The organism is Chryseobacterium sp. SIMBA_029 (genome assembly GCF_046535275.1).
GTDB lineage: Bacteria > Bacteroidota > Bacteroidia > Flavobacteriales > Weeksellaceae > Chryseobacterium.
This window is the reverse complement of sequence record NZ_JAWRXA010000005.1, coordinates 259,242-274,711: the sequence shown is the minus strand read 5'-3', so window position 1 is coordinate 274,711 and position 15,470 is coordinate 259,242. Positions and strand designations below refer to the sequence as shown.

Sequence of the window (15,470 nt, the reverse complement as noted above, 5' to 3'; positions counted from 1 at the left end):
TGTCAAAATTAAAAAACTATATGATTAAAAGTGCAATAAAAGGAATCGGATTTCATGTGCCGGATAATGTTGTTACGAACGATGATTTAGCAGAATTAATGACCACTAATGATGAATGGATTACGGAGCGAACGGGTATTAAGGAAAGAAGACACCGGAAAAACAGAAATGATGCGCAGGAAACTACAGCATATTTAGGTTTCAGGGCCTCTGAAAAAGCTTTACAAAGTGCAGGTTTAACTCCTAAAGACATAGATTATATTGTTTTTGCTACCCTTTCTCCGGACTATTACTTTCCAGGATGTGGAGTATTGCTTCAGGATATGCTGGGCTGCGATACCATTGGTGCTTTAGATGTAAGAAACCAGTGTTCCGGTTTTGTCTATGCAGTGAGCGTTGCCAATGCCTTTATCAAATCAGGAACGTATAAAAATATTTTAGTTGTTGGAGCGGAAGTCCACTCTTTTGGATTGGATTTTTCTGATGAAGGAAGGGGAGTTTCTGTCATCTTTGGGGATGGGGCAGGAGCAATCATCCTTTCTGCAACGGAAGATGAAAATGCAGGCGATATTTTAGCCGTTAACATGCATTCTGAAGGGAAATATGCAGACGAACTGTGTACGCAGTTCCCTGGATCTAAATACGGCTGGAGCGACAGGATGAGAAAAGAACCTGAAAATGTGACCAATAAAGAAGTATATCCTATTATGAATGGAAACTTCGTATTCAAACATGCGGTAACAAGATTCCCTGAAACCATGCAGGAAGCGTTAGATAAAGCCGGAAAAACGATTGAAGATCTTGATATGTTCATTCCGCATCAGGCGAATTTAAGAATTGCCCAGTTTGTGCAGCAGAAATTCGGACTTCCGGACGAAAAGATCCACAATAACATCCAAAAATACGGAAATACAACCGCAGCATCTATTCCTATTGCTTTAAGCGAAGCCATTGAACTGGGTAAAATAAAAAGAGGGGATCTCGTTCTTCTTTCTGCTTTTGGAAGCGGATTTACCTGGGGAAGTGTATTGTTCCAGTATTAATTTAGGTAATTATATACAATTTTACATTACCCCTGCTATCTTATTATTATGACTCTGTCATTCTGAATGTAACGTAGTGAAATGAAGAATCTAAGCTATCATGGGATTCTTCCTTCGTCAGAATGACAATGGGGTAAAATTATATATAGTCGGCTTAATTTAATATACAGGAAGGACAGCAAATAACCTTACGGAATTATAAATAAAAAAAGCCGCAGAGATTCTTGAATCTCTGCGGCTTTTTGTGCTGTTAGGGTCAATAATTAAAGACTTTTCAATAATTTCTCCGTATCTCCGGAATCCTGACCTGTGCTTTTAGCCAGTTCAATAGATTTTTCCGCCCACATTTTAGCGTTCTTCTTATCGCCTACTTTATTGTAAAGATTAGCCAATGTATCTGTATTGGCATAGTTCTGATCTTTTTTTACAGATTCCTGAGCCCAGGCCACTGCTTTTTCCAGAGAAGATTTCGTGTTTACATTTTCGAAGAAGTTCCATGCTAATGAATTCAGTTCCTCAGAACTTGCAGCACTGTAATCTTTATAAAGTTCCAAGGTAAGCTTCTCGTAAGTCGCAATATCTTTATCCTTTAAAGCTCTGCTGGCTTTTACTCTTTTCAGCGTTTTTTCCGCTTCTTCTTTAGTTAGAAATTTTTGAGATTCAGTCATGAAATAATTGTCATTCCATGTTTTTGTATCTGCATTGTATGATTTTTTAAGAATCGTATTCAGGTTGATATTCTTATCAAATTTATCATACTTATCACCGATTACTTTAACAACTTCCGGCTTTCTTGCTTTGAAAACCTGATACAAAGGGCTGTCTGAACTTTGAGTTCCCGCAAGCAACATTTGTACATCTTCCTGATCTAAACTTTCTTTGGACTGAAAATAACGATCCAATACTTTTCCGGAAAATTCTGCATCGTTATACAAGGTAAGTCCTGCAAGGTTCTTTAAAAATTCAGGATCTTTTTCACCGTTTTCAAATTTTTGCTTTAAAGAGGTAAGTCTTTTGTTCGGATCTCCTGCATCTTTTGCAAACTGGATGAAATCATTTTCTTCCACATATCCAAGAGTTCTGTGCACTTCTTCACCGTCTCCGTTGATGAAAAGGTAAGTAGGGAAGGCCTTAACATTATATTTTTTGGCTAATCCTATTCCTTCTCCTTTCTCCATGTCTATTTTTGCATTGATGAAGTGGCCATTGTAGTAATCACCTACTGTTTTCAGAGGGAAAATATTTTTCACCATCAGTTTACACGGTCCACACCAGGATGCATAGGCATCAATGAATACCAGTTTATTTTCTTTTTTTGCTTTTGCCAGAATAGCGGCAAAATTGCTGTCTTCAAATTTAATTCCCTGCGCGAAGGCCAGGATTCCTATAAATAAAGAAGAGATTATTGCTAATTTTTTCATAAATACTTTTTCTCGTTACAAATGTAATAATTATGTTAATACATCAGTCGTCCCTTAGATAAAATAGTTACGAAAAATCTAAAGGAATATGAAAAATAATTCATTGTTATGCGAATCTCTGTAATTGAATTCCATAAGTATTTTAATTATACACTGAAATAATTAATTATTAATAAAATATTACCATAAAAACTAAAATATTCGTAATTTTGCAAAAACTAAAAGACACCAGTGAAAAATGATGAATTATTATAAAATTAAAATAATAATTTATTTTTTTATGTCTAAAAGTTTGCTGAAACTTGTGTTTTTGTTGATCACCGCTGTCTCTATTTCTGCTCAGAAGATAAGCCGCTTCGATCAAATCTGTGAAAGAACTTCTACTTTCGATTCACATAAAGACCTTTCCAAAGCGTTAAAGACCGCAGATTCTTTGTATAAGTCTGCTCAAAATCCTTTAGACGAAGTAAAAAGTTTATTGCTTACCGCACAACTTTACCATAAAGCAGGTGATTTGAAAAAGTCGCTGTGTTTTGGAGAAAATGCAAATTCTCTTGTCAGCCAGATCAACAATCCTGAATGGTCTGATCATGTAGATGTCTTTTTAGCCAGACAATACCGCCAGGTGGGCCTTTATAAACGGTCAAAAAAATATATTCTGATAGGTCTGGGTACTGCACAGCGAATCGTTGATATTCCAAAAAAGTATGAATTAGCAGGAATTTTGAATCAGGAAATGGCCTATTATGAAATGGAAATCGGGAATTATTCCCAGGCTGTGCAGTATATCGAACGTTCTTTACAGTCTTTTGAAAAAATAAATATAAAAGGGGAGGAGAAAACCAGAGCATCGTCTTATCAACTGTTAGGCGATGTTTATTTTAAACTTGCCAATTATGAAGTTTCTGAAAATTATTACCGGAAAGCTGAAGAGCTGCTCAAGGAGAAAAGTTCATGTACTCTGGGATTGGTGTATAACGGATTGGGAGGAATTCGTTTAAAACAGAAAAACTGGAAAGATGCCGACCTCTATTTAAACAAAGCAGAAAGTATCGCTGATACTTCACGGAGCTTAAGACTTAAAAAAGCGGTGTATTCCAATATTAATGATTATTATGAAGGAACGGGAGACAACTACAAAGCTTCCCTGTATGCCGGAAAATATATGAAAGCCTATGATGGACTCACTGCAAGAACCAGGGAATTTGCCGGAACAGCGGAAAACCCATTCAAATCGAATGAAACCAGCGGACCACTAAACATTGCAAAAAATGCAGTCATTATTATATTATGTGCAGCATTGATTGGCCTGATCATATCTTTCAGATTAAAACAAAAAAAGCAGCATTCAAAATTTAAAAATATCATCCGAACCAAGATTCAAGGGCAAGATTCTTATCAAAAGCCTTTAAAGACACCTGGTGATAATGAATTTTCAAATATTTCCGTTGAAGAGATGGATGATAAATATGATGAAAGCACCAGGAAAAGAAACGAACCTATCATGACCTCTGAAACAGAAACCAAATTATTGGAACTTCTTGAGGAGTTTGAAAAAGGAATTCTATACAACAGCAAAAATATGTCGTTGCCATTCCTTGCCGGAGAATTGAATACCAATACCAAATATCTTTCCTATGTTATCAATCAGCATAAGAATGCAGATTTCAAAACCTACATCAATCGTCTAAGGATTACTTATATTGTAGACAAGCTGATTAATGATGAGAAATACAGACAGTATAAAATCAGCATTCTTGCGGACGAATGCGGCTTTTCTTCCCATAGTAAATTCGCATCCGTCTTTAAAGCAGTAACTGATTTTTCTCCATCGGCCTACATTAAGCATATCAGTTCTGATAATCAATGAGATTGATATACTCATTTTCACGAAAATCAATATAGAACTTTTGCTCTAATTCTCTATTTCTTTTCATTTTCCCGAAAACAGACAGCCTATTGTTTCAGGTAATATGGTCGTTGTCATATATTTGCGCCAGCTTTACAGAACGACAATCATACTGCAGTATGGTATAATTTTTCTGGGAAAATATTTCTTTCACGAGATAAGGTCTGTAGAGCCGACCTAAACACTAAAACTAAGAAACTACTAGCCGGTATAAAATATCTGCCATTATTTTATGCCAACCATGAAACCTTAACTAGTAACAAATTAAACGGATGAAGACAACTTTAACGGTCGTGTTGGCATCTGTATTATCAAGCTATGTCTCCGGGCAGGTGGGAATTAATACAGCTAATCCAATTACGAGTCTGGATATCGTCGCAAAAAGAACCGACGGATCCACAGCTGAGGGAATATTACCCCCAAGGCTTTCAGGAGATGAGATCAAGGCAGGAGATGCTCAATATGTAAACAGTCATGCAGGGACTATCGTCTATGCAACCGCACCAGTCAATGTAGCGAGCAACAAAACAGCTAATCTGACCTCTTCCGGCCTGTATTACTTTGATGGAAATGTCTGGCAGAAAATGATGCCGGGAGATCCCAGAAAATTTAATGTACAAACAGCAGGAGATATTAAAAACTCTGTGCAGGATACCGATCATAACGGCTGGTATCTGCTTAACGGAAGATCAATTTCTTCTCTTCCAGCTGCTGCACAAAATTCTGCATCAGGATTAGGTTTTACTTCAATTCTGCCTGACGCAACAGATAGAATTTTAAAGACAAGAGTCGGAGCTGAGCTTTTAGGAAGTGAAGGAGGAAGTAATCATATATCGATTACCCGTTCCAATCTTCCGGATATTAATCTTATAGGTATTGTGAGCGGTACTGCAGAAAGTGCGGGATCACATGCTCATACTGCTGATGAAGGCGGTTATTTGGTAGGGGGCACCAGTGTAGGAAACAATGGATCCGGTCATTACCAGGGAACTGCTATTCCTACCTCATGGGGAGGAGTCGGAATGCTTAACAAGACGTCTACTACAGGAGCACATACCCATTCATTGTCGGGAGTAGCTACTATTCCTACGGGAGGTCAGGGGATGAAACTAGACAACAGGTCTGCGTATTTAGTTGTTAATACATTTATCTATTTGGGCGAATAAGCTCAGGCTAATAGATTTATACCATACAATCGGGGATGATTGCCCGGTTTTTTCAGTCAAGTTTTTTTAAGTGCAAATCCGCAGAATTTTCTGCGGATTTGTTATTTTGTTTTTGTACTGTCTTTTCTAATATTTGCCTTGATAGTGTCTGTAGGAGCATATTCTGAATTGGCTACTGCAGAATCTCCCATTTTATTTCTTAAAGAATCTTTATCGTGTTCATCTTTAAATTCTTCTCTTTTTTCTTTATTCTGAGCACAGCTTCCTAAAACAAGTACGCCTAGAACGGCTCCGATCCATAGTTTTTTCATAGTAATTTTTTAATGTAATCAAATATAAGAAATATTGATGTTTTTATAGTAGTTTAAGGTTTATTCTGCAAAAAAAATCCACAGAACTTTCATCCGTGGATTTCATATTAATAGATTATATTTTATCGGGTTGCAGGAGCAGCTACAGAATCTACCTTTAAAGTATCGGGTTTCATTTTCGCTGTGGCTGTCGTATCCGTAGTTACAGGAGACATCGTTTTACTGCTCGCAGCAGTTGAATCTGTGCTACCGGATGACATCGAACTTTCCTTTGTTCCGCAGCTTACTGCCAGTAATCCCAGACCTGCGGTTAATAACAATAACTTTTTCATAACAAATTTTATTTTGGTGTACTATATAAAGTTCAATAATTATTCCTAATAAGGTTTGTTAACTGCCAAAAAATCAATAAAATAGCTTAAATTTTGTTAATTGTGGCTGTAATCAAAGAAAAAGCCCCGAATAACATCCGGGGCTTATACTATGATAATTATTATTGATTATCCTAAATAAGGATATTTGTAATCTTTTGGAGAAACAAAAGTTTCTTTAATACTTCTTACAGATGTCCATCTTAGTAAGTTCATTTTAGAACCTGCTTTATCATTCGTTCCTGATGCTCTTCCACCACCGAAAGGCTGCTGTCCTACCACAGCTCCTGTTGGTTTATCATTGATATAGAAGTTTCCGGAAGCATTTTCTAATGCCTTGAATGCTTCATTTACGGCATAACGGTCTTGTGCAAATACAGAACCTGTTAATGAATATGGAGAGGAAGAATCTACTAATGCCAATGTTTCTTTCCAGTCTTTATCTTCGTAAACATATAAACTTAAGATAGGGCCGAAAATCTCTTCAACCATACTTTCGTATTGAGGATTAGTTGTTTCAATAACCGTAGGGCTTACGAACCATCCTTTTGAATCGTCGCATTTTCCACCGATTACCACTTTAGCTTCACTGGAATTTTGAGCTCTGTCGATATACCCTTTACATTTTTCAAATGAATTTTTGTCGATAACAGCATTCACAAAGTTAGAAGGATCTTCAGGAGAACCGATTTTAATAGAATTGATCTGAGTTTCCATTACTTTTTTCACATCTTCCCAGATCGATCTTGGAATATACGCTCTTGAAGCAGCAGAACATTTCTGTCCCTGATATTCAAAAGAACCTCTTACTAACGCAGTTGCTACCGCTTCTACATTTGCAGATGGGTGAGCAATAACGAAGTCTTTTCCTCCGGTTTCTCCAACGATTCTTGGGTAAGTTCTGTAATTGTGAATATTGTCTCCAATCATTTTCCACATTCCCTGGAAAACTTTTGTAGAACCTGTAAAGTGAAGTCCCGCAAAATCACGGTGAGCCAATACTTTTTCAGCCGTTTCTTTTCCGTCTGTAAAGATCATATTGATAACTCCGGCAGGAAGACCCGCTTCTGTTAATACATCCATGATCACCTTTGCAGAATATACCTGCTTGTCAGAAGGTTTCCAAACCACAACGTTTCCAAGCATTGCCATACAAGTAGGAAGGTTTCCGGAAATAGCCGTAAAGTTGAAAGGAGTTACTGCAAAACAGAATCCTTCCAATGGTCTGTACTCTACACGGTTCCAGATACCAGCATCAGATACCGGCTGCTCAGAATACATTTCCGTCATAAATTCTACATTGAAACGTAGGAAATCTATGAATTCGCAAGCAGCGTCAATTTCAGCCTGATGTACATTTTTAGACTGTCCGATCATCGTTGCTGCGTTGATTACATCTCTGTAAGGTCCAGCCAATAGATCTGCCGCTTTTAAGAAAATAGCAGCACGGTGCTCCCAGCCCAGTTCATTCCATTCTTTTTTAGCAGCTAATGCTGCATTGATCGCCTCATCTACATGCTGCATCGTTCCTCTGTGATAGAATCCGAAGTCATGCTGATGGTCCTGAGGAGACTGAAGCTGTACCGTATCACCGGTTTTTACTTCTTTTCCATTGATCACCATTGGAATTTCTATCTTCTCTGCCCACATTTTTTTGTAGGTTGCGATAAGGCTTTTTACTTCTGGAGAACCCGGAACATAAGAATTTACCGGCTCATTTACTGCAAATGGTACTTGCGAAATTGCTTTGGACATATTTTTATTATTTTATTTAAAGTATGTAGTATACAAATTTACGATAATTAAAGGAAAGAAAAAATACGCTTCTTTTTAATTCCATACACTTTATGGCTCCTTTATGTTTAAAAGCAAGCGCTTTTTTATGATTAAAAAGTTATTATTTTCTGTTTTTTATTCTTGTTTTGAAAATTAAGTATGAAAAATTTCCATGAAAACCTTTTAAATAAAGAAATGTAGTGGTTTGTCTGTCATACTTTGCAAAGCCCCTGGATGGCTTTCTTTAAAGGATTGATGAGCGGTCAGCCATTTAGGGTTATTTCGTTTTGTCACGATTTTGAACATTTTAAGTGATCTTTTTGATAGGCGAGGGCTAGGGATTAGTCTACTTTTACTCCATTATTATGAGCACTAAAAATAAAATTACCCTGTTCTCCTTCATGCTGTTTTTTGCAACAGTATGTGCAGGTTTGTTTGCTCAGAAAAAACATACGGTTCAGGTTTTCTCTGAATCTGTTTCGAAAAATATTCATTTACAAAAACTGGATCAGCAGAATCCGATTGAAATGGATATGCTGTCAGCCATTCAGGATGACTCTGATTCCGATTCTGATGACCTTGAAAAAGTGAAATTTGATTATTCCCACATTGTTCAGGAATATATCAGTTTCTGCTTCACTGTATATTCTTCTTATGTACAGCCCCGTGCTATCCGAAATCACAACTATACGGCAGCACCCCGATATATCTTATATCATTCTTTACAGATAGCCTGTTAATTTTTTTCTTCCTTACCTGATGGGATTCGTGTGATTTGTATTCAATACAGATCCGGACGACCATTTTCATTTTTACGCAATTATCAATACCTCCATTTGCCTTTGAATAAAGGCAGACAGGAGAACGTATGTTCAACTTTAAACAAAATAATATGCATTTAACTCCAAGAGAAACCGAGAAGCTTATGCTGCACATGGCAGGCGAGCTTGCTCTTAAAAGAAAGGCCAGAGGTCTTAAACTCAACTATCCTGAATCCATAGCATTAATCAGCCACTTTCTGCTGGAAGGCGCCAGAGATGGTAAAAAAGTAGCAGAGCTTATGCAGGAAGGGGCACAGATTCTTACCATAGATGATGTAATGCCCGGCGTTGCAGATATGATCCATGATGTTCAGATCGAAGCAACTTTTCCGGACGGAACCAAGCTGGTAACCGTTCATAATCCAATTCGTTAAAATCCAATCCTATTATGATACCAGGAGAAATTTTCGTAAAAGAAGGAACTATTATCTGCAATGAAGGCAGAGAAACAGTCACCATAAAAGTAGTAAACACAGGCGACCGTCCTATTCAGGTAGGTTCTCACTTTCATTTTTTCGAAGTGAATAAAGCGATGAGCTTTGACCGTGAAAAAGCATTTGGGAAAAGGCTGAATATTGTCGCCAGTACCGCCGTGCGTTTTGAACCGGGGGAAGAAAAAGAAGTTGTACTTGTGGAAATCGGAGGAAATAAAAAAGCAATGGGATTCAATAATCTGGTAGACGGGCAGGTAGATTCCGATGTACAGAAAAAAGGAAGTCTTGCGAAAGCTGAACAGTTAAATTTTAAAAATCACTAAGATGAGTTTACACGTAGACAGAAAACAATACGCCAATATATTAGGACCTACAGCAGGAGACAGAATCCGTCTGGGAGACACCGAATTAATTATTGAAATAGAAAAAGATTTCACCCATTATGGGGATGAAGCCGTATTTGGAGGCGGTAAAACGGTCCGTGACGGAATGGGACAGAACGTAAGTGCAAAAAGAGCGGAAGGCGTACTGGATCTTTGTATCACCGGAGCAACGATTATTGACCACTGGGGGATCGTAAAAGCAGATATCGGAATTAAAGACGGGAAAATCGTAGGCATCGGAAAAGCAGGAAATCCTGATACGATGGACGGTGTATCTCCGAACATGATCATCGGTGCATCTACAGAAGTACATGGTGGGAAAGGATACATTGTAACTGCAGGAGGAATTGATACCCATATTCACTACATCTGCCCACAGCAGATTGATACGTCTCTATACAGCGGAATTACCACTATGATTGGTGGTGGAACCGGTCCTAACGACGGAACGAATGCAACAACCTGTACTCCGGGAAGCTTCAATATCCAGAAAATGCTTGAAGCCGCAGAAGAATATCCAATGAATTTAGGATTCTTCGGAAAAGGAAACTGTTCTGCAGAAGAACCTATCGAAGAGCAGGTAGAAGCAGGAGCTTTAGGGGTGAAGATTCATGAAGACTGGGGAGCAACCACGGCAACGATAGATGCTTCCTTAAAAGTAGCTGATAAATATGATGTTCAGGTGGCGATTCACACCGATACGCTGAATGAAGGAGGTTTCCTGGAAGATACAATGAGAGCGATCAACGGAAGAGTGATCCATACGTTCCATACAGAAGGTGCTGGTGGAGGACATGCACCGGACATTATTAAAGCTGCGATGTATCCTAATGTACTTCCTGCATCTACCAATCCTACACGTCCTTACACGATCAATACGATTGATGAGCACCTTGATATGTTAATGGTATGCCATCATTTAAGTAAAAATATCCCGGAAGATGTGGCATTTGCTGATTCCCGTATCCGTCCGGAAACGATCGCGGCTGAAGATATTCTTCACGATATGGGAGTATTCAGTATCATGAGTTCAGATTCTCAGGCCATGGGAAGACCTGGTGAGGTGGTAACCAGAACCTGGCAGACAGCAAGTAAAATGAAGGAGCAGAGAGGTCCGTTAAAAGAAGATGAAGGGGCTGAAAACGATAACTACCGTGCTAAAAGATATGTGGCAAAATATACGATCAACCCTGCTATCGCTCATGGTATCTCAGAATATGTAGGTTCTATTGAAGAAGGAAAAATTGCTGATTTAGTGATTTGGAAACCTGCATTATTTGGAGTAAAACCGGAAATGATTTTAAAAGGAGGTTTCGTAGTTGCCGCTAAAATGGGGGACCCGAATGCTTCTATTCCTACACCACAGCCTGTGATCTATAGAAATATGTTTGGTGCTCATGGAAAAGCAAAATTTGGTACCTGTGCCACTTTTGTATCACAGATTTCTATCGACAATGGGGCCATTGCGTCTTATAAACTGGATAAAATGATCCTTCCTGTCAAAAACTGTAGAAATATTTCTAAAAAAGACCTTATTCATAACGATAAAACACCGTTGATTGAGGTCAATGCAGAAAACTATAAAGTAACCGTAGACGGTGAATATATCACCTGTGAGCCGGCAGAAAAACTTCCTCTAACACAGCTCTATTACCTTTTCTAAAGAATAGAGTTTTTAAAAAGGCTCGGAATACAGCCGGGCCTTTCTTACCTAAAAAGATATCAAATGAAATATTTTAATACAACAGTTTTTTCTTTTGCAGCAGCTGCCTTACTGATGTTTTCCGCTTCAATGAATGGCCAGTTTCTGGGAGGAATGAGGCTTAAAGATACTGACGACGGACCTAAAGGACAGTGGATGATCTACGGCTCCTTTGATTATTCCAAAACCAACACTCCATCGAGCAGTACCAGCTCGGTAGGAACCAGTGCCAATGCTGGCGTACCGGTAGGGGTGGGATATTTTATCAATAATAATGATGTGGTGGGAGTTAATTATGCCTATGCCAGAGATGTGGTGAATGACCGTACAGTCTACAAACAGAATGAAGCCGGAATCTGGTACAGTCCCTCATTCTCCTTGGGAAAATACTTCGCGCTGATAGGGCAGGTAGACGCGCATTATGTATGGGGACAGAAATTATCTGATGTGTCAGCTTCCATGCAGGACTTTAACGGATACCGATTGAGAGCATATCCTTTATTCGCCATATTTATGGGGGGCGGATGGGCATTGAAATTTAAGTTTGCTGAACTTTCTATGCTTCAGACCAAAGTGAAAGGGGAAGGATGGACGAAAACCTATGTGGCAGGAATCAGCGGTTCTGCATTCGGAGTAGGAATTTCCAAGAATTTTAATTTCAAGAAAAAATCTGACCAATGATTATAAACGAAACGATAGGTACACTTTCAGAGCATCCCGCTAACGGAAGAATGATTGATTATCTGGACCTGGAATGGTTTGAGTGCACTAAGAGGATTCAAAGGAAAAAGACCCGATCGGGAGAAGAGATAGCCATTAAATTCCTTAGAGAAGGACAAAGGTTAAGAGAAGGAGATGTTCTTTTCGAAAATGAAGAAAAGCTTATCGTAGTGAATGTCTTAGAAACCGAAGCCATTGTGATGTCACCTTCTTCCATGCTGGAAATGGGAACCGTATGTTATGAAATAGGAAACAAACATATTCCCCTTTTCATTCAGGAAGATAAAGTTCTGCTGCCGTTTGAAATGCCGATGTACAGATGGCTGGAGGCAAGCGGATTTGCCCCGGAAAGACAGCATGTAAAACTGCTCAATCTTCTTAAATCCAATGTAGAACCTCATGGACACGGAAGTTTGGGATCTACGATTTTTACTAAAATATTAAAAATGGCTTCCTCAAAAGATGAATAATATGAATTTGAATTTCCTGGCAGGACTCTTACATCTTTCGGATCCTACGTTGCCCATAGGAGGATACAGCCATTCTAACGGATTAGAAACCTATGTACAGAAAAAAATTGTACACGACAGAGTAACCGCTAAAGAATTTGTAGAGAATATGCTTCAGCATAACCTTAAATACAATGACGGAGCTTTTGTAAAACTGGCCTATGAGGCAGTACAAAATGAAAATTTAGCATTACTGCTGGAACTCGATAGAGAATGCAATGCCTTGAAATGTCCCAGAGAAATCCGCCAGGCAAGCCAGAAGCTAGGATTACGTCTGATTAAAATTTTCAAAAGAAAAGAAAATTTTTCGCTCATGGAAGCCTATGAAAAAGCAGTTTCTAACCGCGAAGCCAGTTCCCACTACTGTATCGTATTTGGAATGTATGCAGGATTGATGAAGATGCCTTTGCATGAAGCCCTTTTGGGGTTTTATTATACTTCTGTAGCGGGAATGATCACGAATGCTGTAAAACTGGTTCCGCTCGGACAGCTGGACGGACAGGATATTTTATTCTCAATGTATTCAGTGATGGAAAAAACGGTATTGGAAACCATTGAGCTCGAAAGGGATATGGTAGGACTTTGCAATACTTCTTTCGATATCCGGTGCATGCAGCATGAGAATTTATATTCGAGACTGTATATGTCTTAATGAAAAGGGATAAAAAGAGAAAAGAATAAAGAGTTATCGGGGTGGATAGCCAAAAAGAAACAATGTAAAATTTAAAAAAATGGAAAATAGAAAGTATATCAAAATAGGAGTAGCCGGACCTGTAGGTTCAGGAAAAACAGCATTACTGGAGCGGTTAAGCAGAAAAATGTTTGGGGAATATAATCTTGGAGTGATCACGAATGATATTTACACCAAGGAAGATGCAGAATTTATGGCTAAAAACAGCCTGCTTCCCCACGACAGAATCATTGGGGTAGAAACAGGAGGATGCCCTCATACCGCTATCCGTGAAGATGCAAGTATGAACCTCGAAGCTGTAGACGAACTGGCTGCACGTTTTCCTGAAATTGAAATGATCCTTATTGAAAGCGGCGGTGATAATTTATCAGCAACCTTCAGTCCAGATCTTGCAGATGTGAGCATTTTTATCATTGATGTTGCAGAAGGAGAAAAAATACCGAGAAAAGGAGGTCCCGGAATCACCAGATCAGATTTATTGATCATTAATAAAATAGATCTTGCGCCTCACGTGGGAGCCAGTCTTGAAGTCATGGAAAGAGATGCCAGAAGAATGAGAGGGGGAAGTCCTTTTGTGTTCACCAACCTGAAAACGGATGAAGGACTGGACAAAGTGATCGGATGGATCAAAAAATATGCACTTCTTGAGGAATGTGAAGAACCGAATCTCGTACGATAAATGGACAGCCACTTAAAAATTACGGCCGGATACAAAGAAGGGAAATCGTATGTAAAGGACCTGTACGTAACGCTGCCGTTCCGGGTAGTTTCTGTGGGGCAGCGTAAAAATGACAACAAACTCTACCAGATGATCATGAGCTCTTCCCCGGGAATTCTGGATGGAGACCATTACCATCTGGATATTACTCTGGAAAAAGGATCCTCGTTGCAGCTGCAGTCGCAGTCGTATCAAAGGCTGTTTAATATGAAGGATAAAGCCTTACAGGAAATGACGGTCTCCATGCAGGATGACACTTCATTTGCCTATGTTCCGCATCCGGTGGTTCCACATGAAGATTCAAACTTTAAAAGCAAAGCGAAAATCCATATCGGAAATAACAGTCAGATCATCATCAGTGAAATTATTACCTGCGGAAGAAAGCATTACGGAGAGGTTTTTAAACTGAAACGGTTTCAAAACATCATGGAAATCTATCACGGGGATCAATTGATTATAAAAGATAATGTCTTGATACAGCCGGAAGTGATTCCTATCAGCAGTATAGGAAATCTGGAGGAATATACCCATCAGGGAACGCTTATTTTTTACAGTACGAAGAATGATATTGACAAAACAAACCTGGTAGAAATGATGTATAAGGCTGTAGAAGCCCATCATGAAGAAATGGAAATCGGGGTATCAGCAATGGAAAACAATGGTTTTGTCATCCGGGCATTGGGACACGGCGGAGAAATTATGTATAACTTTTTCCTGTATGTTCAGGAGATGCTCTGGGCATTAGAATAAAAATAATTTAAGAAATGGATACTACTATTTGGGCACTTTTGCTAAGTGCTGTTTCTATAAGTTTTATACATACGGCTTCCGGACCGGATCATTATCTGCCGTTTATCGTTCTTTCAAAATCGAAAAACTGGAGCGGAATGAGAACGGCAGTGCTAACGGTGATCTGCGGATTCGGACACGTAATGAGCTCCCTGATATTAGGATTTATAGGCGTTTTCTTAGGATGGCAGCTGAATAAAATTTCTTGGTTTCAGGATTTGAGAGGTAATTTTTCAGGATGGGCACTGCTGATCGTTGGTGGAATTTATCTTATCTACGGATTAGTTCAGGCCATCAGGAATAAGCCCCATAAGCATTTTGACGTGATGGGTGATGAGGTATATGTGTATGAACATAATCACACTGAAATGGTAATGCCTCAGACAAGAATAAAAGTGACTCCCTTGGTTCTTTTTATGATCTTCGTAATGGGACCGAGTGAGCCTTTAATTCCGCTGCTGTTTTATTCAGGAGTTAAACATTCTATGACAGAAATCGCGGTACTGGTTACCTCTTTCACAATCACGACAGTTGTAACGATGCTTGGAATGGTACTGCTGGGTCGTTACGGATATTCAACTTTATTCAATACGGAAAAACTGGAACGTTATATGGGAGTCGTAAGCGGTGCAGTGGTAACCGTCTGCGGAATAGGAATGGTCTTTTTAGGATGGTAAGAGAAGTTATCAGTTGTTGGTTGTCAGTT

The 15,470-nt window shown here is 38.9% G+C and carries 17 protein-coding genes; 13 read left to right on the top strand and 4 right to left on the bottom strand.

What is annotated here, in order from left to right; all coding sequences use genetic code 11:
- Positions 1-20: 20 nt before the first annotated feature.
- Positions 21-1,043 carry a 3-oxoacyl-ACP synthase III family protein gene (locus tag SB679_RS11150; RefSeq protein WP_410702367.1) on the top strand — a complete coding sequence of 341 codons (1,023 nt, stop codon included), beginning with the start codon at positions 21-23 and terminating at the stop codon, positions 1,041-1,043.
- A 263-nt stretch (positions 1,044-1,306) separates the two neighbouring features.
- Here SB679_RS11150 and SB679_RS11145 read toward each other — a convergent pair whose 3' ends face one another.
- Positions 1,307-2,464, bottom strand: a complete 1,158-nt coding sequence (locus tag SB679_RS11145; RefSeq protein WP_410702366.1) for a thioredoxin family protein — start codon at positions 2,462-2,464, stop codon at positions 1,307-1,309.
- Between the two features lie 280 nt (positions 2,465-2,744).
- On the opposite strand from SB679_RS11145, the gene SB679_RS11140 reads away from it, so the two are divergent.
- A complete protein-coding gene (locus SB679_RS11140; protein WP_410702364.1) occupies positions 2,745-4,334 on the top strand; it encodes a tetratricopeptide repeat protein in 1,590 nt (529 codons plus the stop codon).
- 311 nt (positions 4,335-4,645) lie between these two features.
- A complete protein-coding gene (locus SB679_RS11135) occupies positions 4,646-5,539 on the top strand; it encodes a hypothetical protein (RefSeq protein ID WP_410702363.1) in 894 nt (297 codons plus the stop codon).
- 101 nt (positions 5,540-5,640) lie between these two features.
- Here the strand turns inward: SB679_RS11135 and SB679_RS11130 are convergent, their stop codons facing one another.
- The 3 genes from SB679_RS11130 to pruA form a co-directional block, all read right to left on the bottom strand.
- Positions 5,641-5,850 carry a hypothetical protein gene (locus SB679_RS11130; RefSeq protein ID WP_317741479.1) on the bottom strand — a complete coding sequence of 70 codons (210 nt, stop codon included), beginning with the start codon at positions 5,848-5,850 and terminating at the stop codon, positions 5,641-5,643.
- 122 nt (positions 5,851-5,972) lie between these two features.
- Positions 5,973-6,182 (bottom strand): cytochrome C551, encoded by a 210-nt coding sequence (locus SB679_RS11125; RefSeq protein ID WP_410702361.1) that lies wholly within the window; start codon positions 6,180-6,182, stop codon positions 5,973-5,975.
- A 168-nt stretch (positions 6,183-6,350) separates the two neighbouring features.
- Entirely contained in the window at positions 6,351-7,976 is a 1,626-nt protein-coding gene (gene pruA, locus SB679_RS11120) for an L-glutamate gamma-semialdehyde dehydrogenase (RefSeq protein WP_034713984.1), read from the bottom strand.
- 386 nt (positions 7,977-8,362) lie between these two features.
- Between pruA and SB679_RS11115 the strand changes: the two genes are divergently transcribed.
- The 10 genes from SB679_RS11115 to SB679_RS11070 all read left to right on the top strand — a co-directional run bounded on the left by SB679_RS11115 (position 8,363) and on the right by SB679_RS11070 (position 15,441).
- Positions 8,363-8,737, top strand: coding sequence for a hypothetical protein (locus SB679_RS11115; protein ID WP_410702360.1), 375 nt, complete (start codon positions 8,363-8,365; stop codon positions 8,735-8,737).
- 152 nt (positions 8,738-8,889) lie between these two features.
- Positions 8,890-9,192, top strand: a complete 303-nt coding sequence (gene ureA / locus SB679_RS11110) for an urease subunit gamma (RefSeq protein WP_034714126.1) — start codon at positions 8,890-8,892, stop codon at positions 9,190-9,192.
- A gap of 14 nt (positions 9,193-9,206) precedes the next feature.
- On the top strand, positions 9,207-9,575 hold the full coding sequence (gene ureB / locus SB679_RS11105) for an urease subunit beta (protein WP_410702358.1): 369 nt from the start codon (positions 9,207-9,209) through the stop codon (positions 9,573-9,575).
- Between the two features lies 1 nt (position 9,576).
- Positions 9,577-11,298: an urease subunit alpha gene (gene ureC / locus SB679_RS11100; protein ID WP_410702357.1), complete on the top strand. Its 1,722-nt coding sequence runs from the start codon at positions 9,577-9,579 to the stop codon at positions 11,296-11,298.
- A gap of 63 nt (positions 11,299-11,361) precedes the next feature.
- Positions 11,362-12,018: a hypothetical protein gene (locus SB679_RS11095; protein WP_410702355.1), complete on the top strand. Its 657-nt coding sequence runs from the start codon at positions 11,362-11,364 to the stop codon at positions 12,016-12,018.
- On the top strand, positions 12,015-12,527 hold the full coding sequence (ureE, locus tag SB679_RS11090) for an urease accessory protein UreE (protein ID WP_410702354.1): 513 nt from the start codon (positions 12,015-12,017) through the stop codon (positions 12,525-12,527). The genes SB679_RS11095 and ureE overlap by 4 nt, the downstream gene beginning before the upstream one ends.
- 1 nt (position 12,528) lies before the next feature.
- Positions 12,529-13,218 (top strand): urease accessory protein UreF, encoded by a 690-nt coding sequence (locus tag SB679_RS11085; protein WP_410702353.1) that lies wholly within the window; start codon positions 12,529-12,531, stop codon positions 13,216-13,218.
- Positions 13,219-13,297: 79 nt separating this feature from the next.
- Entirely contained in the window at positions 13,298-13,936 is a 639-nt protein-coding gene (ureG, locus tag SB679_RS11080; protein WP_034713971.1) for an urease accessory protein UreG, read from the top strand.
- Positions 13,937-14,725, top strand: coding sequence for an urease accessory protein UreD (locus SB679_RS11075; RefSeq protein ID WP_410702352.1), 789 nt, complete (start codon positions 13,937-13,939; stop codon positions 14,723-14,725).
- Positions 14,726-14,739: 14 nt separating this feature from the next.
- Positions 14,740-15,441 (top strand): hypothetical protein, encoded by a 702-nt coding sequence (locus SB679_RS11070; RefSeq protein ID WP_410702351.1) that lies wholly within the window; start codon positions 14,740-14,742, stop codon positions 15,439-15,441.
- Positions 15,442-15,470: the final 29 nt, after the last annotated feature.